We start from the raw sequence: 21,896 nt of genomic DNA on the forward strand, positions 1-21,896 counted from the left end.
CGGGGTCAGCGAGCAGTGCAACAGGCCGGGCAACAGGGCCGTCATCCAGCTTGATTGCGCCACGATTCCCGGCTCCAATCCCGACGCCATTTCTGGCTGACGGAGACACCCATGATGAAGCGGATTTTCCTCGCAGCGATCGTTGCCACCTTTGCAGCAGGCTCGGCCTTTGCGCAAGAAACCTGCGAGAGCAAGGCGGTCGGCAAGGACGGCAAGCCGCTGGCCGGCGCCGCCAAGACGTCGTTCCTGAAGAAATGCAAGGCCGATGCCTGCGCGCCCAAGGCAGTCAGCGCCGACGGCAAGCCGCTCGCCGGCGCCGCCAAGAACAGCTTCATGAAGAAGTGCGAGACCGGCGCCTAATTACGCGCTGTGGCGCTGGCGTGCCCCGAACGCAGCGCAGCGCTCTCTAGGCGATGCGAAGCATCGTCCGGGAGCGGTGCGCTGCAGAGCCGGGGCCCATGCAACCGCGCAACGCATCGATAAATAGGTCCCGGCTCAGCGGAGCGGCACTGTGTGCCGCACCGCGTCCGGGACACAAGACCGATAACTTCATGAGCGCGTGAAGAGCTTCACGCCCGCCTGAACCGATAATCGAAGGCATCGCCAAGCGGCCTGATCCATCCCACCGTCGGTGCCGGAAAATGGACCGGCAGGATCAGCGTGTCGGTGTCCGCAACGGACGCAAAGAACTTCCGCCGCGACAGTGCCGACTGCTTCGGATCCCAATCCGGCCGCGCCGACCAGTCCGGCTCGCGGCACTGGATCTGGTGATGCATGAGGTCGCCCGCGACCACGGCGCGCTGCCCCTTCGAAAAAATGTTCACGCAGCAATGGCAGGGCGAATGCCCCGGCATCGGCGTCAGCGTCACGGTGTCGTCGAGCGCGTAGTCATCGTCGACGAGCAGCGCCTGCCCGGCCTCAACGATCGGCAGGCAATTGTCGCGGAAGACCGTGCCCGGCGGATTATTGCCCTTGGCATGCTCGGCCTCCCAGGCCGCGTATTCCCCCTTGTGGAAGACGTACTTCGCGTTGGGAAACGTCGGCACCCAGCGGCCGTCGCGCAAGGTCGTATTCCAGCCGGTGTGGTCGATATGCAAATGCGTGCAGAACACGTAGTCGATCTGTTCGAAGGAGATGCCGAGCGCGAGCAATTCGTTGCGCCAGCGCTCCTTGCCGGGAAAATCGAACGGCGGCGGATGCCCCTTGTCCTCGCCGGTGCAGGTGTCGACGAGAATGGTGTAGCGCGGCGTTCGCACCACGAAGGTCTGATAGGTGATCACCATCATGCCGCGCGCGGCGTCGAACACCTCCGGCTCCATCGTCGGCAGATGGCGCTTGAACACGCCCTCGTCATAGGCCGGGAAGAAATCCTGCGGCCGCCGCCACGGCCCCTCCCGCTCGATCACCGCATCGATGGTGATGTCACCGATCCTGAGTTGCCGCATCGCTGTTTCGCTCCCATTTTTTTGAGGGAAGTGTAGTGGCCGGCATGGGACCATTCAAGCCGTGCAACGCGCACCGCGCTCATGCGGGACGATTGCCGCAAATCAACCTCAAACTCGGTCGACGGTGATCGCGAAATTGGAAAGATCGTGTGGGAAGAAAACTCAAATTCGCCGCGCTGGCCCTGATCGCCGTCGCGGCTGGCGTCTACGTCAACAACACCAGTCTTCTGACGCCGCATTTCGGCGGCAAGCCGATCCTGCTCGCCCATCGCGGCATGGCGCAACGCTTCGATGAGCGCGGCGTGAAGAGCGATACCTGCACCGCCACACGGATGTTGCCGCCGACGCACGATTATCTGGAGAACACCCTGCCCTCGATGCGCGCGAGCTTCGAGGCCGGCGCCGACTTCGTCGAGCTCGACGTGCACCCGACGACCGATGGCCAGTTCGCCGTATTCCACGACTGGACGGTCGACTGCCGCACCGACGGCCAGGGTGTCACACGCGAGCAGAGCATGGCGAAGCTGAAAATGCTCGACATCGGCTACGGTTACACCGCCGACGGCGGCAAGACATTCCCGTTTCGCGGCAAGGGAATCGGGATGATGCCGACGCTGTCGGAGGTGCTTGCCACCTTCCCTGACAAGGGGCTCCTTATCAATGTGAAGAGCCGTGACGCGAGCGAAGGCGAGGCACTCGCCGCCGCGCTGAACGCGTTGCCGGCCAAGCGACGGCGGACCATCATGGTCTATGGCGGTGACGAGCCGATCGAGATGATCCGTCGCTTGACCCCTGATGTCCGCACCATTTCGCGCGCGGCGATCCGAAGCTGCCTGATCCGCTATATCGCCTATGGCTGGACCGGTCTCGTCCCGCCGGCCTGCCGCAACGCGATGGTGCTGGTCCCTGTCAACGTCGCGCCCTGGCTATGGGGCTGGCCCAACCGCTTCCTCAATCGGATGACCGATGCTGGCAGCGCGGTCTTCGTGCTCGGCCCCTACAGCGGCGGCGAATTCTCCACCGGCATCGATACGCCCGAATTGTTCGCCCGGCTCCCGCAAGGCTATTCCGGCGGTATCTGGACCAACGAGATCGAGACCGTCGCCAGGATCGCGGGCAAGAGCAAAGACTAGCTCCGCAACCCCGGCGCCTCCTGCCCGGTGCGCGCGACGTACTCCGTGTAGCCGCCGCCGAACTGGTGGATGCCCTCCGGCGTCAGCTCCAGCACGCGGTTCGACAGAACGCTGAGGAAATGCCGGTCATGCGACACGAACAGCATGGTGCCCTCGAAATCCGACAGCGCATTGATCAGCATCTCCTTGGTGGCGAGGTCGAGATGGTTGGTCGGCTCGTCCAGTACCAGGAAGTTCGGCGGATCGAACAGCATCTTGGCCATGACGAGACGCGCCTTCTCGCCGCCCGACAGCACCCGGCAGCGCTTCTCGACGTCGTCGCCGGAGAAGCCGAAGCAGCCGGCGAGCGCGCGCAACGAGCCCTGCCCCGCGGTCGGAAACGCATCTTCCAGCGACTGGAACACGGTGCGCTCACCATCGAGCAGATCCATGGCGTGCTGGGCGAAATAGCCCATCTTGACGCTGCCCCCCAGTGCCACCGTGCCCTGGTCGGGCTCGCTCGCGCCCGCGACCAGCTTGAGCAGCGTCGATTTGCCGGCGCCGTTGACGCCCATCACACACCAGCGCTCGCGCCGGCGGATCATGAAATCGAAGCCGTCGTAGATGCGCTTTGAGCCGTAGCCCTTGTGCACGCTCTTGAGCGCGACGACGTCCTCGCCCGAGCGCGGCGCCGGCGGGAAGTCGAACGCCACGCTCTGGCGGCGCCGTGGCGGCTCGACCCGCTCGATCTTGTCGAGCTTCTTCACCCGGCTCTGCACCTGCGCCGCGTGCGAAGCGCGCGCCTTGAAGCGCTCGATGAACTTGATCTCCTTGGCGAGCATCGCCTGCTGGCGCTCGAACTGCGCCTGCTGCTGCTTCTCGTTCAGCGCGCGCTGCTGCTCGTAGAACTCGTAGTCGCCGGTGTAGGTGGTGAGCGAGCCTGAATCGATCTCGATCACCTTGGAGATCACGCGGTTGATGAACTCGCGGTCGTGCGAGGTCATCAACAGCGCGCCTTCGTAATCGTGCAGGAATTTTTCCAGCCAGATCAGGCTTTCGAGGTCGAGATGGTTGCTCGGCTCGTCGAGCAGCATGACGTCGGGACGCATCAGGAGGATGCGCGCCAGCGCCACGCGCATCTTCCAGCCGCCGGAGAGCTTTCCGACGTCGCCGTCCATCATCTCCTGGCTGAAGCCGAGACCCGCCAGCGCCTCGCGGGCGCGGCCGTCGAGCGCATAGCCGTCGAGCTCCTCGAAACGGTGCTGCACCTCGCCGTAGCGGGCGATGATCTCGTCCATCTGGTCGGCCTTGTCAGGATCGGCCATGGCGGTCTCGAGCGCGCGCAGCTCGGCGGCGACCTCGCTGACGGGACCCGCGCCATCCATCACCTCGGCCACGGCGCTGCGGCCACTCATCTCGCCGACGTCCTGGTTGAAATAGCCGATGGTGATGCCGCGATCGATCGAGACCTGTCCCTCGTCGGGCAGGTCCTGGCCGGCGATCATCCGGAACAGCGTGCTCTTGCCGGCGCCGTTGGGGCCGACGAGCCCGATCTTCTCGCCCTTGTTGAGGGCCGCGGAGGCTTCGATGAACAGGATCTGGTGGCCGGCTTGCTTGCTGACGTTGTCGAGGCGGATCATGAGTGTCTTTTGGGGGGATTTTTGCGTTGCAGCGTCATAGGGCATGCGGAGCGCGAGGGGAAGCCCGCGACAGGCCGGGGTTGGGCCTCACGGCGCGTCAATTTCCCTGGTCGTCTCTCAGCTTGAGACTTGGACCCGACGCCTCCGGCGCCGTCAGCTCGCCCCCGCCGAGCTTCGGGAAGCATCGGCCCGCCGTCACATTCCCCGTATCGTCCAGGCATCCTGCGCGCGGCGCTCGCGTGCAGGATGGCCGTCACTTCCTGAGGACGCCCGGATTGGTATTTCCAAGCTGCTGAATGGCAGCATTCGCGGCTGGCGTGTTGTAAGTCGGTCGAGATCCACCGCCGTCCTGACCAGAAGGCGTGACGCCAAGTCGCTCGCCCGTCGTTCCCTTGTTCTTTGCATTGGACGTGTTGGGGCCCGGAGAACCGCCAGTTCCGCTCAGCGTGGTCCCATTCGAGAGCGTCGAACCGCCGGTAGCGCCCGAGCCGGCTCCACTCGTGCCGCCGCCGGATGAAGCACCGCCTGAAGCGCCCCCCGAGCTTTGCGCCATGGCGAATGAAATACTGCCCAGCAGAATCGTCGCCGCGATAGCAAGAAGCTTCATGTCCGTCCCTCCGTTCACCAGAGACCTCTCAGGTCGCTGCAGTTTTCCCTGGGGCCAGTCGCGCCAGCTCCCGCTCCTAACGCCGGCGAGCGATCCATGCTCCGGCGAGAAAAGCCACGAGCAACGACCGTAACGGCGCCCTCGCCGCCACCTCGCGCAACTGGTCGGCCCATCGCGCCGCGGATTCCGGCGAAGGCGAGTTGAGCTGCGACCGGACCGTTCCTGCTTTCTCTTCGGAACCCAATCGCTGGCTCGTGGTCTGGTTCCCGCGGTCCTGCTGGTCCGTGAGCCCGGAGGCCTCCGTCATCGCCTCTGCTTCCTTGATGTCCATGCGCGAACTCCAATCCTGCCGCGGTTGCGAACCAACATCCTGATCTCAGATGCTATGGCGCCAGCGTTCATGCGAACTATATGGTTGATCACAAGCCCCGCCGTATCACTCCCTTGAAGAAGCCCTTGCTCATCCTTCTGTTCCTCGTCTTGGCACCGCTTGCCGCCTCAGCGGTGAGATATCTCTGGCTGGGCGATGGCCGCGAGAATTGGCAAACCGCCGATCGGTCGAGCGCTGGCCTTTTGCCGGCCGCTGCCGCCCATTCCGAAGCCGTCATACGGGTATTCGGCGCGAGAACGGTGAGATGGCGCAGCATCTTCGCGGTTCACACCTGGATCGTCGTCAAGGAGAAGGATGCGCCGGCCTACACGCGATACGACTACACGGCGTGGGGCGAGCCGATCCGCGCCAACGGCTTTGCTCCGGACGGTCGATGGTTCGGCGCTGCGCCGGAAACCATCGTGGCTGTCGATGGCGCGCGCGCGGAGGCGCTGATCCCCAAGATCCGGCATGTGATCGAAAACTATAAGTTTCGATCCTATGGCGATTACAGCGTCTGGCCTGGTCCCAATTCGAACACCTTCGTGCAGGCCGCGCTCGATTCCGTCCCCGAGCTTCGCGCCGTCCTGCCGCCGACCGCGATCGGCAAGGACTTCCCGTACACCGGTAGATGGTTCGGCACGACGGCATCAGGCACCGGCATCTATGCGTCGCTGGCCGGCTACCTTGGCTTCTCGATCGGCTGGGTCGAAGGCCTGGAGATCAATTTCTTCGGCGCCGTGCTCGGCTTCGACGTTCGACGCCCGGCGCTCAAGCTCCCCGGCCTCGGCCGCTTGGGGTTGCGCCCCGGCGTGTGACAGCTTGATAGGCTTATCCGGACAGACCTTGCGAGACGTCTACGCCCTTCGCATCAGCTTGAGCGATGCCGCCAGCCGCAGGCTGCGCTTCCCCGCCAGTGCGATGCCCTCGAGCTCGCCGCTATCGGCCGTGCATGTCCCGGAGAAGCCGATCCCGACCTCGAAGCCGCCGAACACGGGGTTCTCACCCTTCGCCGGCGTGTGCTCCTGGTTCAGCATCTCGCCCTTCCAGCGGCCATCCGCGGAGGAATAGGACCCGAGATAGTAGAAGAACGCATCGCCGCCGAGGATGTGGCCGTCGATCAGCAGCATCACGCCGGAGAGACCGGCATCGACGCCGTCGAGCGCGCGCAGGCTCATCCCGTAGAGCCCGTTGGCGATGCCGCCCTGCCCAATCGTGCCGCGCGGCGGCAGCGCCCCATCATCGAGCCGGGTGAGATTGGCCCAGAAATGCGCGCCGGGCATGGTGTCGGCGCCGCCCTGCAGGCGGATCTGGTCGCCGTGAAGCCGGCCGCGCGCCCCGATTGAGGCGACGTCCGCGCCCATCAGCGGCTTGTAATTGGGATCGACATTGTGCCGCTCGGTAATGACCTCGGCGACGATCTCGCCGCCTTGCTCGGCATAGGTGCCAAGATGCGCGAAGCCCGAATTGCCGCCCAGCATCTTGCCGTCATGCAGGCACATGATGCTGCGCCCGAATGCATCGTTGACGCCGTATTCGACCTTGTAGAGTCCGTCCAGCAACGCAATGAGCCCACAAAACCGGAAAAGAACCGCGCGGGCTACCTAGCATTGCCGCCGCATCTCGGCCACCCGGCTTTTGCGCGCGGGGGCATTGCGGGTCTCAGCGGTCATGAGCTCTCATGCCGCCTTCCGGCCGGGTCAACCACAAATTCGCTTAATCCGCAGTCAACGATTTCAAGGACTTGGCTACTGTGCATGGGGTTGTTTTCACGTTTTTTGGTGCCGCGGGGCTCTTCGAGCGTCAGTGCCGCTTGAAATACTGCACCTCGCGCTCGTGCTTCTCGGCGGCCGCACGGCTCTTGAAGGTGCCGAGATTGCGACGCTTGCCGGTCTTGGGATTCACCTTGCGCGAATAGAGACGATATTCGCCTGATGCCAGCTTACGGATCATGATCGCGCTCCGTTGTGTCTTGATGTCAACGACATACGCGCGACAGAGGTTCCGTCGCGTGCGGCTCCGGCAAATCTAGGGCTCCAGTCCAGATCGGCGCAGCACAGGAACGACCTGCGGCGAGGCCAGATAGCGCAGCAGCCGGTCGGCGGCACCGGCTTGTTTGGCATTCGCCATGCGGCCGGCGGAGAACACCACCGGCGTCTGCATTTCATACGGGATCGGCCCGACCACCTCGATGCCTTCGACCTGCTTCAGCTCGCTGATCTGCTGCACGGCCAGATCGGCCTCGCCACTGACGAGGCGCTGCGCCGTAAATCCCTGCTCGACGATGGTGGCCCTGGCGTTGATCTCGGCTGCGATGCCCATCCGCACGATCAGCTGGGCGAAGTAGACGCCGCTCGCGCCCAGCCGCGAATAGGCGACGGACCGCGCCGCGAGCAGCGACTTGCGCAGCGCCGCTTCGCTTCCAATGCCGGGATGCGGCTGCCCGGCGCGCACGGCGATGCCGACATAGGAGCGCGCCAGATCGGCCGCGCCATCGGCAAGCACGCGCCCCTCCGCGATCATCTCGTCGAGCCCGTCGCGGGTGAGGATGACGAGATCAGCGGCCTCGCCGTCGCGCAAGCGCTTCAGCAGCGCAAGGGTCGGCGCGAAGTCCGCGTCGACATGGATGCCTGTTGCAGCCTCGAAGGCCGAGGACAGGCTCCGCATCGCGCCCATCAGGCCGAGCGTCGACAGCTGCGAACCTTTTCCATGTGGCTTCCCATCACGATCAGGCGCGGTGCATCAGCTTGAGCGCGGCGGTCAGGCGCAGGCTGCGCTTGCCGGCAAGCGCAGCCGCCTCCAGCACCGCCTCTTCCGCGTCGTAGCGGCCGGAGAAGCCGATGCCGACCTCGTGGCCGCCGAAGATCGGATCGTCCTTGGCCGGCGTGTGCTCCTGGTTGAGGATCTGGCCCTTCCAGCGGCCGTTCGCGGCAGTGTAGCTGCCGAGATAGTAGAACGAGGCATCGCCGCCGAGGATGCGGCCGCGGTTGAGCAGCATCACGCCGGTGAGGCCGCCGTCGATGCCGTCGAGCATCCGCAGATGGATGGAGTAGAGCCCGTCGGCGATGCCACCTTCGCCGATGCCTCCGGCGATCGGCACCTCGTCGTCCGTGATCGGCGTCATCACCGACTGGAAGGGAATGCCCGGCAGCTCCTTCAGCTCGCCCTTGAAGCGATAGAGGTCGCCGTCCGCCCAGCCCTTGGCGAGCAAGGTGGCGTCGTCGGTGCCGGCCATGGCACGGTAGTTCGGATCGGGGTTGTGGCGAACGGTGTTGATCACGACGTCGACGCCGCTGTCGGTTTGCTCGTAAGTGCCGATATGGGCGAACGCCGAATTGCCGCCGAGCAACATGCCGTTGGCAGCATGCATCACACTGCGCCCGACGGCATCGCCGAGCTGAAATCTCACCTTGTAGAAGCCTTCAATCACCAGCCGTGTCCCCGGCCCTCGCGCGCATCCGGCAAGCACTCTAACTCGCTTTCCAGGCCATGGACAAATCTCGCTTGGCAAGGTTGGCCGGACCAATGAAGGACCGTCATCCAAATGCAAAAATCCGCCGGAGCCTTGCAGCTCCGGCGGATTGAGACCAACCCGGGCCAGCCCCCAGCCCGGGCCGGGAGGATCTTAGGCCGCGGCCTTCTTGTCGGTCGGCACGGAGGCGATCGTCTTCAGGATCTGCGAAGCGATCTGGTATGGGTCGCCCTGCGAGTTCGGACGGCGGTCTTCCAGATAGCCCTTATAGCCGTTGTTGACGAAGGAGTGCGGAACGCGGATCGAGGCGCCGCGGTCGGCAACGCCGTAGCTGAACTTGTTCCACGGCGCGGTCTCGTGCTTGCCGGTCAGACGCTTGTCGTTGTCCGGGCCGTAGACGGCGATGTGGTCCATCAGGTTCTTGTCGAAGGCGGCCATCAGCGCCTCGAAATACTCCTTGCCACCCACGGTGCGCATGTACTCGGTCGAGAAGTTGGCGTGCATGCCCGAGCCGTTCCAGTCGGTGTCCCCGAGCGGCTTGCAGTGGAATTCGATGTCGATGCCGTACTTCTCGGTCAGGCGCAGCATCAGGTAGCGGGCCATCCACATTTCGTCAGCGGCCTTCTTGGAGCCCTTGCCGAAGATCTGGAATTCCCACTGGCCCTTGGCGACTTCCGCGTTGATGCCTTCATGGTTGATGCCGGCAGCCAGGCAGAGGTCGAGATGCTCTTCGACGATCTTGCGGGCGACGTCGCCGACGAACTTGTAGCCGACGCCGGTGTAGTACGGGCCCTGCGGCGCCGGATAGCCGTATTCGGGGAAGCCGAGCGGACGGCCGTCCTTGTAGAAGAAATATTCCTGCTCGAAGCCGAACCAGGCGCCGGGGTCGTCGAGAATGGTGGCGCGCTTGTTGGACGGATGCGGGGTCTTGCCGTCGGGCATCATGACTTCGCACATCACGAGGACGCCGTTGGTGCGCGCCCCGTCCGGGAAGACGGCGACCGGCTTCAGCACGCAATCGGAGCTGTGGCCTTCGGCCTGCTGGGTGGAAGAACCATCGAAGCCCCAGAGCGGAAGCTGCTCGAGCGTCGGGAACGACGCGAATTCCTTGATCTGGGTTTTGCCGCGCAAATTCGGAGTCGGCGTATATCCGTCGAGCCAGATGTACTCGAGCTTATACTTGGTCATTGAGCCTCTCTGTAGATGATGCGAAAGGTTTGGGGGCCCGGAGGCCCCTGAACGTTTTGTACCCGGCCATCATCGGCCGGCCCCTTACAAGCATTTTGCGTGCCAAAAAGCCGCAGATGCGGGCCGTTTTCCATTGTCACCGAGGTCTCCTCGGCGCGAGCAGACCGCCCCCGGCGACATGCGTCATAGCCGCGCACCTTCCCGTGAAGCTGCGACGCAAAAACCTGCGGGAATCGCCCGTTTCTGCAGCAGGCGGCGCATCCCCGGAAGTTGCCGATGAAACGCGCATCAACCGCCGGCAATTTTTGCAAAGTCTTCCACCCCTTTGCCGCAACCTTTGGAATGGCCTCCGCGTTGCCCCCGGGCACGCTGCCTTCGGGGATGCAGACCTCTCGCTGCCTACAAATTGGGCGGCAACTGATTTTCTTTTCAGCACTTTCCAATCTGGGGGACGCGGCCGATATGGGGAATCCCGGTAACCACAATCGAACGAGTCGGGCGCACCATGGAGGCCGATGCGCTTCGACCGAGGAGAATCGCAATGATGAACAATGGTCTGAGTCACGGATCGGCAACGATCTACCAATTCCCGGTCGGGGGCCGCGCAGCTCTCGCCGGACGCCGCTATGGCGAGACCCGCCTCCCCGCCGATCATGCCTCGCATCCCGCGAATGTCTCGATCTGCAGCGACAGCTGGTATCACCAGGACGCGGTCGACGACGCCAAGCCGAAATGGGATCGCTGATGCCTGTGCTCGGTTTGAAACCGCCGCGCTCGCGCAAGCGCCTGGCGGCAGTTGAAGAAAAAGGGTCGAAACAGCGATGTTTCGGCCCTTTTTGACTCCTGGGTGAGCCCGCGCGGTTCGGACCACGCGCTGGCTGTCGCCGGCGACTTCAGAGGCTTGACTGTGAACGCGCCGCCCTTGCCGATGGCCAGCCTGATCGAGCCGGCAGCAAAAGAACGGCCTTGTGCCGGCTCATGATCGCCTCCTGTAATGGATCTCAAGGACGCCCCTCGCGCGTCCAATGGAACCATAACCGAAGCCGATCCCATGCAAGACTCCTCTCTGAGAGACTCCCCTGCCCGTCACCTGACCCTGCAAGGCGCCAGCAATTTCCGCGATATCGGCGGTTATCCGACCGCCGATGGCCGCACCACGCGCTGGCGCCACATCTTCCGCTCCAACCATCTCGGCCAGCTCACCGCCGCCGATGTCGAGATCGTCCGCGCGCTCGGCGTGCGAAGCGCCTTCGATTTCCGCGGGCTGGAGGAGCGCACAGCCGGCGTCTGCGCGGTGAAAGAGATCAATGTGCATTCGCTGCCGATCGAGCCGAGTGTCGTGGCTGCGCTGCGCGCCGAGATCGCGAAGGGGACGCTGACCGCGCCGGTGGCACTCGAGCTGATGCGCGAGTCCTATCGCAACTACGTCCGCCACCATACGCACAGCTTTCGCGTTCTGTTCGGCCATCTGCTGGAAGACTGCGCACCACTGGTGATTCACTGTACCGCCGGCAAGGACCGCACCGGCTTTGCCAGCGCGCTGATCCTGCATGCGCTCGGCGTGCCCGATGACATCATCGCCGAGGACTATCTCTTGACCAACCGTCACTACAAACGCGATGCGACGGCCGCCGCTGACCTGCCTGAGGATGTCCGCAACGCCATCGGCAGCGTCGAGGCCTCGTATCTCGCCGCGGCTTTCGAAGCCGTCGGCGAAGAATACGGTGATCTCGAAAGCTACTTGCGCGATGGACTCAAGCTCGGCGCGGCCGAACGGACCGCACTGAAGGAGCGTTATCTGGAATATCCTGGTCCGGCCGCGGCGGGAGAGCGATGATGCAAGACAAGGCTTTGATCGTGACGGGCGCACGCGGCGCACTCGGCAAGGTGGTCGCCGAGATCGCGCAGTCGCGCGGGGCGCGCGTAGCCTGCATCGATCACGCGCCGTCGCAAAATCCCGCAAGTACCGACCGCATCGAGATCGGCGGCATCGACCTGTCGGACGTGGCCCAGGCGAAGACGGCAGTCGATGCGGCGGCCAAGCATTTCGGCCGGCTCGATGCGCTGATCAACATCGCCGGCGGCTTTGCGTTCGAAACCATCGGTGATGGCGACATCCAGACCTGGCAGCGCATGCATGCGCTGAATGTGCTGACCGCGCTCAACGCCTCGCGCGCGGCACTGCCGCATCTCGCCGCATCCAGCGCCGGCCGCATCGTCAACATCGGCGCCCTTGGCGCGCTCCAGGCAGGCAGCGGCATGGGCCCGTACGCCGCATCGAAGGCCAGTGTGCACCGGCTCACCGAGGCGCTCGCCAACGAGTGGAAAGGCAAGGTCACTGTCAACGCGGTGCTGCCCTCGATCATCGACACCGCGGCCAATCGTGCCGACATGCCGAAGGCGGACTTTTCCAAATGGGTGACGCCGCAGGAACTCGCCGAGGTTATCCTGTTCCTCGCCAGCGACGCCGCGAGCGGCGTCACCGGCGCGCTGATCCCGGTGGGCGGGCGGATCTAGGCGCGCGCCTTCCGATCACATCATCCTGCGCGACGGCTTTGATTCAATCGAACCACAGAAGGCTCTAGACTGCCGCAAGTGATTCTCCGATCGAACATCGCCCCCGGAACCTTCCTTTGGAAACCGCGCTTTACTTGCCCGTCAAACGGTTCCTCGAAGAGCTCGGCTTCACCGTGAAGGGCGAGATCGGCGGCTGCGACCTCGTGGGCCTCAGCGCCGGCGATCCGCCGGTCGTGGTGATCGGCGAGCTCAAGCTCGCCTTCAATCTCGAGCTGATCCTCCAGGCGGTCGACCGCGCGCCGGCCGGCGACGAGGTCTGGATCGCGGCGAAGATGTCGGCCCGAGGCAAGGGGCGCGAAAGCGATGCGCGCTATCGCAATCTTTGCCGCCGCCTCGGCTTCGGCATGCTCGGCGTCACCGATCGCGGCCAGGTCGAGGTGCTGGTGAAGCCGCCGACGGCAGCGCCGCGCCGCGAGCCGAAGCTGCGCTCGCGCCTCGTCACCGAGCATCAGCGCCGCCAGGGCGATCCCGTGCTCGGCGGCAGCACCCGCGCGCCGATCATGACGGCCTATCGGCAGCAGGCGCTGGCCTGCGCCTCCGCGCTCGCCGACGGACCGCGGCGCGTCCGCGAATTGCGCGAGCACTGTCCTGATGCCGGCAAGATCTTGCTTAACAATGTGTATGGCTGGTTCGAACGGGCCGACCGGGGAATCTACGGGCTCACCGAGGCCGGACACGCCGCCCTGAAACGCTGGCCGCAGCAGCGGGTTGAGGTCGATTCCGCTATTGCGTCGCCGCCATGACACCCGACCGGTGCATAGCTGAGATGCCACACCAATTTCATATTGCAATGCAACATTGGCGGCACTAGGTATCCCGGCATCGAAACGAGGCCGTTATGAGCGCAGACTGGAATACCAAATATGGCACGCGGCGCGTGCGCCACGATCCGCCCACCCTGGACGAGGCGATCTTCGCCGCCATCGGCATCACCGACGACCAGGGGCAGCAGGCCGAGATCGCCGCAGCCTTGATGGGGATGCCGCTCGACGTCGTGCAGGCCGAGGTGAAGAAGCAGGCGCGCACCAACAGCCGCATCACTGCGACGCGCGTGATCGCCGGCGAACAGGGGGCACAGCGCTCCGTCGTGGTCGAACGCCGTGTCGTCCGCCGTTTCGGCAACGACAAGCGCACCGGCACCTGAGGGCGTTCGTTTCACGGCTTTCGAAATACAGAGCGGACCGGCCATGCCGGTCCGCTTTTTGATTCAGCCTGCGATTTGAAGTCAGGCCGCGCGATTGTCGTACATGCTGGAGATGATCTTCCAGCAGGTCGAGTTGAGGCTGAGCAGAGCGCGTCCGGCCGCGAAGGGCGAAGCCGCGAGATCGGCAAGCTCTGCCTCGGGCGTCTTGCCAAGATCGATCGTGCCAGTCGATTCGCCCTGGCCGAAAGCCAGGTGCGCGCCGAACTTTCTGGCGAGCGCCCTCATCGCGTGATTGTCGGCGCCGGTCGTGATGCGCAGCTGCTTGTAGCCCTTCCAGCGCGCCTCCGCGATCAGGCGGCGGAACAACGCGGTGCCGACACCCTGCCGCCGCGCCGAAGCTTCGACGCTGAAGGCGACTTCAGGCAAGGCGTCAGCCTCCGGCGGATGCAGCTCGGCCGCACCGCGGACCACACCGTCGACGATATAGGCAACGATCACGGTGCCGTCCTCGGCACAGCGGGCGGCGTAACGCTCGATGAAGCTGTCGTCGAGATAGCCATTGAAACGGTCGTGCCGGCTTGCGGCATCGAGCCTCAGCAAATGATCACGCAGGAGCGGCAATTCTTCCTGCTGGATCAGGGTCCGTACATAGCCCCGAGCAGTGCGGACGGTCTCTTCAAGTACCACGTCAAAACTCCTCTTGGTGACCCTCGAGGAGGCGTTCGAATCCCTAGGTCCCCTATATTGTGCATCGCAGCATCTTTTGCAAGACAGGGACCTGCCTAAGTTAAAGGCACGAGGGACGACTAATTCGTTAATAAAATCAAAGTCCCGTAGTCTTACAGGACCAGCTGGGTCTGGGTCACCACGGCCACCAGCTTGCCGTCCTCTGTCTCCAGGCGGGTGGTCCAGACCTGGGTCCGCCGGCCGCGATGGACTGGGGTCGCGGTGGCAAGGATCGTGGTTCCCTCCTTGGCCCCGCCAATGAAATTGGTCTTGCTCTCCAGCGTGGTCGTGCCCTTGGCGTCGTCAGGCAGATTGATCACAGTCGCCGCCGCGCCAACGGAATCGGCCAGCGCCATTACCGCCCCGCCATGGATGGTGTGGTGCAGCGTGCAGAGATCGGGGCGGACCGTCATCCGTGCTACCACACGGTCCTTTCCGGCCTCGATGAACTCGACGCCCTTGAGCTCGGCGAACGGCATCTTCATCGCTTTGAGTTTCTCGAGCGGCGTCATCAGATCTTCTCCCAATTCGTTGTTGTCTCAGCGTGAATTGCTTCACGCGGCAAAGCAATGACGTCCGAGGTAATGGCTGCTGGCGCTCAAGCGGCAAATACTCTGGTGTCCCGGACGCGCTGCAACGCCACAAGCGCGTTCACGCGCGTCTTCGACGCGCTATGGCGTTGCTGCGCTGAGCCGGGACCCATCTGTCGACGGTTTCGGTACGGCGCGGGCCCCGGCTCTGCAGCGCACCGCCAAGAGCGCTGCGCTGCGTCCGGGGCACAAGACCTTACTCACGTCACCGCGTTCACGACCTGATATTCCGGCCGCCGCCACAACTCGCCTGCGATCACCTCCTCGATGATTTCGGCGGCACGGATGATCTCGCTCTCACCAATATACAGCGGCGTGATCCCGAACCGCATGATGTCAGGCGCGCGAAAATCGCCGATGACACCGCGGGCGATCAGCGCCTGCATGGCGGCGTAACCGCCGCCGAAGGCGAAGGAGACCTGCGAGCCGCGGTGATCATGCGCGCGCGGTGTCACCAGCTTCAGGGACGGACAGCGGCGCTCGACCTCGGCGATCAGCAAGTCGCCGAGCGCCAGCGAGCGTGCACGGACTTCGGCGATATCGACGCGGTCCCAGATATCGAGCGAGGCCTCCAGCGCCGCCATCGCCAGCACCGGTGGCGTGCCGACGCGCATGCGCTCGACGCCGCCGGCGGCCGCATAGGCAAGCTCGAACGCAAACGGCTTGGCGTGCCCCATCCACCCCGACAGCGCGGCGCGCGCGGTGTCGGCGTGGCGCGGCGCAACGTAGAGGAAGGCCGGCGCGCCCGGCCCGGCGTTGAGATATTTGTAGGTGCACCCTGCGGCGAAATCGGCGCCGGTCCCGGCGAGATCGACCGGCAGCGCGCCGGCGGAATGTGCGAGATCCCAGACCGTGAAGATACCGAGCGCGTGCGCCTTGGCGGTCAGATCCGCCATGTCATGGCGGCGGCCGGTGCGATAGTCGACCTCGGTGAGGTAGAGCACCGCGATCTCCTCCGACAACGACGCCGCGACGTCCTCCGGCGCGACCAGACGCAGTTGGTGGCCCCGGCCGAGCGTCGCGATCAGGCCCTCGGCCATGTAGAGGTCGGTCGGGAAATTGCCGGTATCCGACAGGACGATCTTGCGCGACGGATTTATGTCGAGCGCGGCGGCGAGCGCCTGGTAGACCTTGAGCGACAGCGTGTCGCCGACCATCACCGAGCCGGCTTCCGCACCGATCAGCCGGGCGATGCGATCGCCGAGCTGGCGCGGCTGGACGTACCAGCCCGCGGTGTTCCAGGCGCGGATCAGCTCATTGCCCCACTCCGTCGTGATGACGCGGTTGACCCGTTCGGCAACGCCCGACGGCAGCGCACCGAGCGAATTGCCGTCGAGATAGATCACGCCGTCAGGCAGATGGAACAGAGCTTTGGTCTCGTCATAGACGCGATATCTGGTCATGGACATTGCTTTGGGCATTTCTACAGAATGGTGCGGACGCGCCAGAGCTCGGGGAACAGCTCCACCTCCAGCATGCGCTTGAGATAACTGACGCCACCGGTGCCGCCGGTGCCGCGCTTGAAGCCGATGACGCGCTCGACCGTGGTGACGTGGTTGAAGCGCCAGCGTCGGAAATAATCCTCGAAATCGACCAGTTTCTCGGCGAGTTCGTAGAGCATCCAGTGCGTCTCCGGCGCCTCGTAGACGATACGCCAGGCCTGCAGCACGCCTTCGTTGAAGCTGTGGGTCTCACGGACATCGCGCGCCAATACCGCGGCGGGCATCTTCAGCCCGCTGCGGTCGGCGAGCCTGAGCACCTCGTCATAGAGGCTTGGGGTCGCAAGCTCGGCTTCCAGCAGCTTGGTCGTCTCCGGATCGTGCGCGTGCGGCTTCAGCATGGCGTGGTTGCGGTTGCCGAGCAGGAACTCGATCAGCCGGTACTGGCGCGACTGGAAGCCCGACGATTGTCCGAGCTGCGAGCGGAAGCGCGTGTACTCGCTCGGCGTCATCGTGCGCAGCACGTCCCAGGCGTTGTTGAGCTGCTCGAAGATGCGCGACATCCGCGCCAGCATCTTCATGGCCGGCGACACGTCGTCCCTGGCAATGGCGCGGCGCGCGGCACTGAGCTCGTGGATGGCAAGGCGCATCCACAGCTCCGTGGTCTGGTGCTGGATGATGAACAGCATCTCGTCATGTGCTTCCGACAGCGGATGCTGCGCACCGAGGATCGCGTCCAGCGCGAGATAGTCGCCGTAGGACATGCGACGGGCAAAATCGGTCTCGGCGCCTTCGCTGGTGGGATCATAATCGCTGGACGTCATGGGCAGGCCCTTTCGATCGATCTTCCCCGGCCGTGCTCAGTCGAGGCCGATCAGGCGCGCGGTGATCGGCGAAGCAGGATCCTTCAGTCCGTCGATCACGGTAAAATGGTTCAGCCCGGGATCGACGACGAGACTGGTCGGCACGTCGAAACCGGTCCAGATATTGGCCATCAGATCGGACTGACGGATGAATTCGGGTCGCTCGCCGCCACCGACCCAGGCGGTCACGGGCGAATGCCCGCGCGGCAGATGCAGCGCCGCGCTTTCGAGCGCCGCCTCCTCCTTGGTCATGCGCAGCGTGTCATTCATCTTGGTCTTCAGCAGTGGCCGCAGGTCATGCAGGCCGCTGATCGAGAGCGTACCGCTGATGCGGTTGAAAACGGCGGGCTCCAGCCGGCTGTCGTCGCACAGCATGCGCGTGACGAGGTGGCCGCCGGCGGAATGGCCGGCAAGCCGGATCGGTCCCGCGACGAGCGACGCCGCTTTCGCGATCGCGACGGTGATCTCGGCAGTGATGTCGGAGATGCGTGCGGCCGGGGTCAGCGTGTAGCTCGGCAGTGCCACGGCCCAGCCGTGACGGCGCGCGCCTTCGGCGAGATCGGTCCACGCCGACTTGTCGAAGCGCATCCAGTAGCCGCCGTGCACGAAGACGACGAGGCCCTTGCTGTCGGCGTCGGGCAGGACCAGGTCGAGCTTCTGGCGCTCACCGGCGCCATAGGCGATATCAGCGCGAAAATTCTTCAGCCCGGCCCGGTAGGCCGCCGCCCGCTCCGCCCACAGCCCGGGCATCTTGTCCGAGCCGGGGATATGGGCCGAATTGGCGTAAGCATCATCCCAATCGCGCATTGTCACTCCTCGGACGCGGGGCTCTGCGATCAGGCGTCAGTCTGCCACCGGTCAAAGCCGCATCCTAGTGCTTATTTTAAGCTTAAAGGATTTGGGAGGAGCCCATCGATTGCGGAGCCGACCACCGGCCGTTGCGTTCCCCGGGCGCAGCGCAGCGTGCAACGATGCGCTGCTGAACCGGGGTCCAGTGCATGCGGCGACATGGGTCCCGGCTCTGCGGAGCACCACGCGGAACGACGCTTCGCATCGTCCGCGCGCTGCACCGCGTCCGGGACACCAAACTACGCCTTCTCGACTCCGCACCATTCCGCGATGAACAGCGCCATCGCCTTGGTGGTCTTCTTCAACGACTCCAGGTCGACGAATTCGTTGAAGCCGTGCATTTCGCCGCCGCTGGCGCCGAAGCACAGGCTCGGGATGCCGTGGTTGAGGCCGTAGAAGCGGGTGTCGGTGAGCGCGGTGAAGACGAGATCCTCCGGCATGCCGCCATAGACCTTGCCGAACGCCTTGGCGAAGGCAGCTTCCGGCGCAGCGGCGTCGGTCAGCTCATAGCCTTCCGACAGGAAGCCCGACCATTCGATCTCGGGCGGATTGTTGGCGAGGAAGCGGTGGTTGCGCGCCGCGGCCGCGACGCAGGCCATGATCTCCTTCTGGTGATCGGCGATCGACCAGCCCGGCAACACCGCGATCCGGCAATCGACGTCGCACCAGGCCGGCACGCTGGAGGCCCAGTCGCCGCCCTTGATGATGCCGGGGTTGAAGTTGATGGGATGGTTGAGCGTCTTGAAGTGCCGGTCGGCCTTGGCGCGCTCGTTCCACTCGACCTCAAGCTTCTGAAGCGCCTGAATCAAATGATAGGCCGCCATGATGGCGTTGGCGCCGGAGCCGGCGAAGGCGACATGGGTCGGATGCCCCTTCACGCGCAGGCGAAACCAGATCACGCCGACCTGCGAGCGCACCATCTTGCCGCCGGTCGGCTCCGGAATGAAGCAGGCATCGGCGCGGTAGCCGCGCTGGAGCGTCGAGAGCGCGCCGACACCGGTGCTCTCCTCTTCGATCACGGATTGGAAATGGATCCGCGCCGTCGGCTTGAAGCCCGCGGCCTTGATCGCATCCAGCGCATAGAGGGCGCCGATGGTGCCCGACTTCATGTCGCAGGCGCCGCGGCCGAACATCTTGCCGTCCTTGATGACCGGCGAGAACGGCGGCGTGTCCCACAATTCCAGCGGGCCAGCGGGCACCACGTCGCAATGGCCCTGCAGGATCAGCGACTTGCCGCCATTCGTTTGCGGACGGTAGGTCCCCACCACCGAACGCGCCTTGGAGAAATCATGCTCGATCGGGCCGAAGCCGCGCAGATCCTTGAGATCGTCGACATCGATGTGCCAGTCGTCGACCTCGTAGCCGCGCTCGCGCAGGAGGTCGCCGATCATGTCCTGGCACGGCCCCTCCGCCCCACGGGTCGAAGGGATCGCGACGAAATCGCGTGTGGTGGCCAGCTGGGCTTCGAAGCCGGCATCGACGGCGTCGAGGATTCTCTGCTGCGTTTCGGCATTCATCAGGCAACTCCAGGCATTCCAATGGTCCCAAGGAGTGTGCAAGCTAACCGATTTCAACCGTTCGGGTACTCCACAAAATATGCATCCCGCAATGCATCTTCGAGCAGCCGGCCTTCGGAATAGCCGTCCAGTGTCGGAGGGCGTTTCACGCCGTCGAGCAGGCGCGGACACGGCTCCGGCGCGCCGAGCACCGTGCGAACCGGGATGCGCTCGGCATAGATCGGCAACGCGTAGTCCTCATCGTCGTCGGCAACACCCTTGGCGCGTATCTTGGCCGAGGCTTCCTCGATCTCCATCGCGATGAAGGACGTCGCCTTGACCTCCTGGGCGGTGCTGGCGCGAAGGCTCGCGGTGCGGTCCGGGAAGAAGCGGTCGACCATCGCGATCACCGCGCGCTCCTTCTCCGCGGGATCGGTGACGAGATAGGCGGTGCCGAATGCCATCACCGCGCGGTAGTCGGCGGAATGGTTGAAGCCGCAGCGCGCCAGCACGAGGCTGTCGAGATGGGCGACCGTAAGGCACACGCGCTCGCCCTTGGTCTGGTTGCGCAACATCCGGCTGGCGCTCGAACCGTGCCAGTACAGCTTGGTGCCCTCGCGCCAGAAGAAGGTCGGCGTGCAATAGGGCTGGCCGTCGATCACGTAGGAGACGTGGCAGAGCATCGAGGAATCCAGGATGCGATGGACCGTTTCGTGATCGTAGAAGCCGCGGTCGTGCCGGCGCTTCACCTGGTTGCGCGCCGATGTCGGATAGGAATTCGAGGTCTCGGTCTGGCTCACGGCCGCTCCTGATCGGATTAGGGGAGATCGGGAAGAGTTGTAGCGGCGCATTTGGTCTGCGATAGTTCCAATTCCATGCGAAAAATTCCGACCAATTTAGCTCCGTCGCCGGCCAAGTCTTTGCCGACAAAGTCCGAGCTGCCGCTCGACCTGATCGGCCCCCACGTCACGGCAGGTGCCTCCGCCGCGCACCGGCTCTATCAGGCCTTGTGCGAGATGATCGTTTCCGGCCTCGTCAAGCCTGGCGAGCCGCTGCCGCCCTCGCGCACGCTGGCCAGGCAGACGGGCTTCCGGCGCAACGCCATCGTGATCGCCTATGAGCGCCTGATCGCTGACGGCTTTGCCGAGGCCAAAGTCGGCTCCGGCACCTTCGTCGCCGCGCGCATCCCAGCGCGCGCGGCCGCGCCGAGCAAGCCGAAGGCGGTTGTCGAAGCGCCCAGGCAAGGCGCATTCGCGCTCGGCTGCACCCATATCGACGCGCGTGCCTTGCAGCGCTTCCGCGCTTTCGTCGGCCGGCGCATGCGCGCCTTCGGGTCCGAGCATCTGCACTATGGCGATCCGCGCGGCACCCGCGAGCTGCGCGCCGCCATCGCCGATCACTTGTTGTCGGCGCGCGGGCTGCGCTGCGATCCCGATCAGATCATGTTGACGTCGGGTACCCTGCATGCGCTGCGCATCGTGCTGAGCGCGATCCTGAAGGCCGGCGACCAGGTCTGGTGCGAAGACCCCGGCTATCCCGCCGCGCGAAAGACCTTCACGCATTGCGGCTATCGCGCCGTGCCCGTTGCCGTCGACGAGCACGGCATGCGTATTGCCAAAGGCCGCGCCGCGGCGCCGTCTGCGCGCGCGGCCTACGTCACGCCGTCGCACCAGTTTCCGCTCGGCGTGCAGATGTCGATGCCGCGCCGGCTCGAGCTTCTGGACTGGGCCAGGCAGGCCGGCGCCTTCGTGCTGGAAGACGATTATGACAGCGAGTTTCGCTATGACGGCGCACCGCTGATGTCGCTCGCCGGCATCGACCGTCTCCAGCGTGTCATCTATCTCGGCACCTTCGCCAAGACGCTGTTTCCGGGCCTGCGCATCGGCTATTGCGCCCTGCCCGAACGCCTCATCGCCGAGGTGACGGCTGCGCGCGCGGCGCTCGATCGCTTCCCCGGCACGTTGATGGAAGGCGCGGTGGCCGACATGCTCAACTCGGGCGCATTCGCCGCCAACCTCAAGCGGGTGCGAAAACTCTATCGCGAAGCGCGCGACGTGCTGGCCGAAACGCTGGAAGCGGCTTCCGATGGCGCGCTCTCGGTGCCGGTGCCGTCACAAGGCCTGCATCTGGTCGCCAGGTTCGATCCGTCGGTCGACCCGTCGGTGGCCGCGCGGGCCAAGCAGGCGTGCGGCGCGGAAGGCTGGCTGTTGGCCGACACCTATTCGCGCGCGCGCCCTCTGACCGGCTTCGTGCTGGGATTTTCTGGCCATGCGGTTCCGCAGCTCAAAGCGTCGGCCGAACGGCTCGCGCGGGAATCGCGCGCAGCCCTGCGCGCGGGAACCAGAGCCACTCGGCGCGCGTGATGAAGGTTCACTATG

The 21,896-nt window shown here is 64.9% G+C and carries 25 protein-coding genes; 9 read left to right on the forward strand and 16 right to left on the reverse strand.

Translation table 11 applies throughout. The annotated features are described in order from the left end of the window. Positions 1 to 111: 111 nt before the first annotated feature. Positions 112 to 360, forward strand: coding sequence for a hypothetical protein (locus K410_RS0121325; protein ID WP_049820148.1), 249 nt, complete (start codon positions 112 to 114; stop codon positions 358 to 360). A 209-nt stretch (positions 361 to 569) separates the two neighbouring features. On the opposite strand, the gene K410_RS0121330 is transcribed toward K410_RS0121325, so the two are convergent. Next, on the reverse strand, positions 570 to 1,445 hold the full coding sequence (locus tag K410_RS0121330; RefSeq protein ID WP_028136755.1) for an MBL fold metallo-hydrolase: 876 nt from the start codon (positions 1,443 to 1,445) through the stop codon (positions 570 to 572). 149 nt (positions 1,446 to 1,594) lie between these two features. Here K410_RS0121330 and K410_RS0121335 point away from each other — a divergent pair, with 149 nt between their 5' ends. Beyond that, on the forward strand, positions 1,595 to 2,578 hold the full coding sequence (locus K410_RS0121335) for a glycerophosphodiester phosphodiesterase family protein (RefSeq protein WP_028136756.1): 984 nt from the start codon (positions 1,595 to 1,597) through the stop codon (positions 2,576 to 2,578). On the opposite strand, the gene K410_RS0121340 is transcribed toward K410_RS0121335, so the two are convergent. The 3 genes from K410_RS0121340 to K410_RS0121345 form a co-directional block, all read right to left on the reverse strand. Continuing rightward, positions 2,575 to 4,197: an ABC-F family ATP-binding cassette domain-containing protein gene (locus tag K410_RS0121340; protein WP_028136757.1), complete on the reverse strand. Its 1,623-nt coding sequence runs from the start codon at positions 4,195 to 4,197 to the stop codon at positions 2,575 to 2,577. The two genes, K410_RS0121335 and K410_RS0121340, sit on opposite strands and share 4 nt — an antisense overlap. Positions 4,198 to 4,450: 253 nt before the next feature. Beyond that, complete coding sequence (locus K410_RS39720) at positions 4,451 to 4,804, reverse strand: hypothetical protein (protein WP_155253533.1); 354 nt, start codon at positions 4,802 to 4,804, stop codon at positions 4,451 to 4,453. Between the two features lie 76 nt (positions 4,805 to 4,880). Beyond that, the gene (locus K410_RS0121345) at positions 4,881 to 5,135 is read right to left on the reverse strand and encodes a hypothetical protein (protein WP_028136758.1); all 255 of its coding nucleotides are present in this window, start codon (positions 5,133 to 5,135) and stop codon (positions 4,881 to 4,883) included. 80 nt (positions 5,136 to 5,215) lie between these two features. Here K410_RS0121345 and K410_RS0121350 point away from each other — a divergent pair, with 80 nt between their 5' ends. Beyond that, a complete protein-coding gene (locus tag K410_RS0121350; RefSeq protein ID WP_433994203.1) occupies positions 5,216 to 5,992 on the forward strand; it encodes a DUF3750 domain-containing protein in 777 nt (258 codons plus the stop codon). A gap of 39 nt (positions 5,993 to 6,031) precedes the next feature. Here the strand turns inward: K410_RS0121350 and K410_RS0121355 are convergent, their stop codons facing one another. The 5 genes from K410_RS0121355 to K410_RS0121375 all read right to left on the reverse strand — a co-directional run bounded on the left by K410_RS0121355 (position 6,032) and on the right by K410_RS0121375 (position 9,834). After that, the gene (locus tag K410_RS0121355; protein ID WP_028136760.1) at positions 6,032 to 6,736 is read right to left on the reverse strand and encodes a hypothetical protein; all 705 of its coding nucleotides are present in this window, start codon (positions 6,734 to 6,736) and stop codon (positions 6,032 to 6,034) included. A 241-nt stretch (positions 6,737 to 6,977) separates the two neighbouring features. Continuing rightward, the gene (locus K410_RS39725; protein ID WP_007609497.1) at positions 6,978 to 7,127 is read right to left on the reverse strand and encodes a hypothetical protein; all 150 of its coding nucleotides are present in this window, start codon (positions 7,125 to 7,127) and stop codon (positions 6,978 to 6,980) included. A 75-nt stretch (positions 7,128 to 7,202) separates the two neighbouring features. Continuing rightward, complete coding sequence (locus tag K410_RS0121365) at positions 7,203 to 7,841, reverse strand: substrate-binding domain-containing protein (RefSeq protein WP_245269420.1); 639 nt, start codon at positions 7,839 to 7,841, stop codon at positions 7,203 to 7,205. 61 nt (positions 7,842 to 7,902) lie between these two features. After that, positions 7,903 to 8,604, reverse strand: coding sequence for a GrlR family regulatory protein (locus K410_RS0121370; protein ID WP_028136762.1), 702 nt, complete (start codon positions 8,602 to 8,604; stop codon positions 7,903 to 7,905). A gap of 195 nt (positions 8,605 to 8,799) precedes the next feature. Further along, positions 8,800 to 9,834, reverse strand: coding sequence for a glutamine synthetase beta-grasp domain-containing protein (locus K410_RS0121375; RefSeq protein ID WP_028136763.1), 1,035 nt, complete (start codon positions 9,832 to 9,834; stop codon positions 8,800 to 8,802). A gap of 541 nt (positions 9,835 to 10,375) precedes the next feature. Here K410_RS0121375 and K410_RS0121380 point away from each other — a divergent pair. The 5 genes from K410_RS0121380 (at position 10,376) to K410_RS0121400 (ending at position 13,555) form a co-directional block, all read left to right on the forward strand. Continuing rightward, positions 10,376 to 10,579, forward strand: a complete 204-nt coding sequence (locus tag K410_RS0121380; protein ID WP_028136764.1) for a DUF2735 domain-containing protein — start codon at positions 10,376 to 10,378, stop codon at positions 10,577 to 10,579. Positions 10,580 to 10,900: 321 nt separating this feature from the next. Then, the gene (locus tag K410_RS0121385; RefSeq protein ID WP_028136765.1) at positions 10,901 to 11,671 is read left to right on the forward strand and encodes a tyrosine-protein phosphatase; all 771 of its coding nucleotides are present in this window, start codon (positions 10,901 to 10,903) and stop codon (positions 11,669 to 11,671) included. Continuing rightward, positions 11,671 to 12,351 (forward strand): SDR family oxidoreductase, encoded by a 681-nt coding sequence (locus K410_RS0121390; protein ID WP_028136766.1) that lies wholly within the window; start codon positions 11,671 to 11,673, stop codon positions 12,349 to 12,351. Before K410_RS0121385 ends, K410_RS0121390 begins: the two co-directional genes overlap by 1 nt. 116 nt (positions 12,352 to 12,467) lie before the next feature. After that, positions 12,468 to 13,154, forward strand: coding sequence for a DUF2161 domain-containing phosphodiesterase (locus K410_RS0121395; RefSeq protein ID WP_028136767.1), 687 nt, complete (start codon positions 12,468 to 12,470; stop codon positions 13,152 to 13,154). Positions 13,155 to 13,249: 95 nt separating this feature from the next. After that, a complete protein-coding gene (locus tag K410_RS0121400; protein WP_028136768.1) occupies positions 13,250 to 13,555 on the forward strand; it encodes a hypothetical protein in 306 nt (101 codons plus the stop codon). 81 nt (positions 13,556 to 13,636) lie between these two features. Here the strand turns inward: K410_RS0121400 and K410_RS0121405 are convergent, their stop codons facing one another. The 7 genes from K410_RS0121405 to K410_RS0121435 form a co-directional block, all read right to left on the reverse strand. Continuing rightward, positions 13,637 to 14,242 carry a GNAT family N-acetyltransferase gene (locus K410_RS0121405; protein ID WP_028136769.1) on the reverse strand — a complete coding sequence of 202 codons (606 nt, stop codon included), beginning with the start codon at positions 14,240 to 14,242 and terminating at the stop codon, positions 13,637 to 13,639. A gap of 152 nt (positions 14,243 to 14,394) precedes the next feature. Then, positions 14,395 to 14,793, reverse strand: coding sequence for a PaaI family thioesterase (locus tag K410_RS0121410; protein ID WP_028136770.1), 399 nt, complete (start codon positions 14,791 to 14,793; stop codon positions 14,395 to 14,397). Positions 14,794 to 15,071: 278 nt separating this feature from the next. Beyond that, a complete protein-coding gene (gene kynU, locus K410_RS0121415; RefSeq protein WP_028136771.1) occupies positions 15,072 to 16,274 on the reverse strand; it encodes a kynureninase in 1,203 nt (400 codons plus the stop codon). Positions 16,275 to 16,294: 20 nt separating this feature from the next. After that, the gene (gene kynA / locus K410_RS0121420) at positions 16,295 to 17,134 is read right to left on the reverse strand and encodes a tryptophan 2,3-dioxygenase (RefSeq protein WP_028136772.1); all 840 of its coding nucleotides are present in this window, start codon (positions 17,132 to 17,134) and stop codon (positions 16,295 to 16,297) included. A 36-nt stretch (positions 17,135 to 17,170) separates the two neighbouring features. Next, a complete protein-coding gene (locus tag K410_RS0121425; protein WP_028136773.1) occupies positions 17,171 to 17,980 on the reverse strand; it encodes a hormone-sensitive lipase in 810 nt (269 codons plus the stop codon). A gap of 281 nt (positions 17,981 to 18,261) precedes the next feature. Continuing rightward, a complete protein-coding gene (locus K410_RS0121430; RefSeq protein WP_028136774.1) occupies positions 18,262 to 19,539 on the reverse strand; it encodes an ArgE/DapE family deacylase in 1,278 nt (425 codons plus the stop codon). Positions 19,540 to 19,592: 53 nt separating this feature from the next. Then, entirely contained in the window at positions 19,593 to 20,318 is a 726-nt protein-coding gene (locus tag K410_RS0121435) for a pyridoxamine 5'-phosphate oxidase family protein (protein ID WP_028136775.1), read from the reverse strand. Positions 20,319 to 20,393: 75 nt separating this feature from the next. Here K410_RS0121435 and pdxR point away from each other — a divergent pair, with 75 nt between their 5' ends. Beyond that, positions 20,394 to 21,881: a MocR-like pyridoxine biosynthesis transcription factor PdxR gene (gene pdxR, locus K410_RS0121440; RefSeq protein WP_028136776.1), complete on the forward strand. Its 1,488-nt coding sequence runs from the start codon at positions 20,394 to 20,396 to the stop codon at positions 21,879 to 21,881. Positions 21,882 to 21,896 lie beyond the last annotated feature (15 nt).

The organism is Bradyrhizobium sp. 22, from assembly GCF_000482425.1.
In the GTDB taxonomy this organism is placed as follows: Bacteria; Pseudomonadota; Alphaproteobacteria; order Rhizobiales; family Xanthobacteraceae; genus Bradyrhizobium; species Bradyrhizobium japonicum_B.

Bases quoted from the DNA above. Each gene is read 5' to 3' on its own strand.
- K410_RS0121365 (WP_245269420.1), bottom strand. From the start codon at position 7,841: ATGCGGAGCCTGTCCTCGGCCTTCGAGGCTGCAACAGGCATCCATGTC.
- kynA (WP_028136772.1), bottom strand. From the start codon at position 17,134: ATGACGTCCAGCGATTATGATCCCACCAGCGAAGGCGCCGAGACCGAT.
- K410_RS39725 (WP_007609497.1), bottom strand. From the start codon at position 7,127: ATGATCCGTAAGCTGGCATCAGGCGAATATCGTCTCTATTCGCGCAAG.
- K410_RS0121390 (WP_028136766.1), top strand. From the start codon at position 11,671: ATGCAAGACAAGGCTTTGATCGTGACGGGCGCACGCGGCGCACTCGGC.
- pdxR (WP_028136776.1), top strand. From the start codon at position 20,394: ATGCGAAAAATTCCGACCAATTTAGCTCCGTCGCCGGCCAAGTCTTTG.
- K410_RS0121325 (WP_049820148.1), top strand. From the start codon at position 112: ATGATGAAGCGGATTTTCCTCGCAGCGATCGTTGCCACCTTTGCAGCA.
- K410_RS0121345 (WP_028136758.1), bottom strand. From the start codon at position 5,135: ATGGACATCAAGGAAGCAGAGGCGATGACGGAGGCCTCCGGGCTCACG.
- K410_RS0121425 (WP_028136773.1), bottom strand. From the start codon at position 17,980: ATGCGCGATTGGGATGATGCTTACGCCAATTCGGCCCATATCCCCGGC.
- K410_RS0121430 (WP_028136774.1), bottom strand. From the start codon at position 19,539: ATGAATGCCGAAACGCAGCAGAGAATCCTCGACGCCGTCGATGCCGGC.
- K410_RS0121350 (WP_433994203.1), top strand. From the start codon at position 5,216: ATGGTTGATCACAAGCCCCGCCGTATCACTCCCTTGAAGAAGCCCTTG.
- K410_RS0121375 (WP_028136763.1), bottom strand. From the start codon at position 9,834: ATGACCAAGTATAAGCTCGAGTACATCTGGCTCGACGGATATACGCCG.
- K410_RS0121410 (WP_028136770.1), bottom strand. From the start codon at position 14,793: ATGACGCCGCTCGAGAAACTCAAAGCGATGAAGATGCCGTTCGCCGAG.
- K410_RS0121330 (WP_028136755.1), bottom strand. From the start codon at position 1,445: ATGCGGCAACTCAGGATCGGTGACATCACCATCGATGCGGTGATCGAG.
- kynU (WP_028136771.1), bottom strand. From the start codon at position 16,274: ATGACCAGATATCGCGTCTATGACGAGACCAAAGCTCTGTTCCATCTG.
- K410_RS39720 (WP_155253533.1), bottom strand. From the start codon at position 4,804: ATGAAGCTTCTTGCTATCGCGGCGACGATTCTGCTGGGCAGTATTTCA.
- K410_RS0121400 (WP_028136768.1), top strand. From the start codon at position 13,250: ATGAGCGCAGACTGGAATACCAAATATGGCACGCGGCGCGTGCGCCAC.
- K410_RS0121340 (WP_028136757.1), bottom strand. From the start codon at position 4,197: ATGATCCGCCTCGACAACGTCAGCAAGCAAGCCGGCCACCAGATCCTG.
- K410_RS0121380 (WP_028136764.1), top strand. From the start codon at position 10,376: ATGATGAACAATGGTCTGAGTCACGGATCGGCAACGATCTACCAATTC.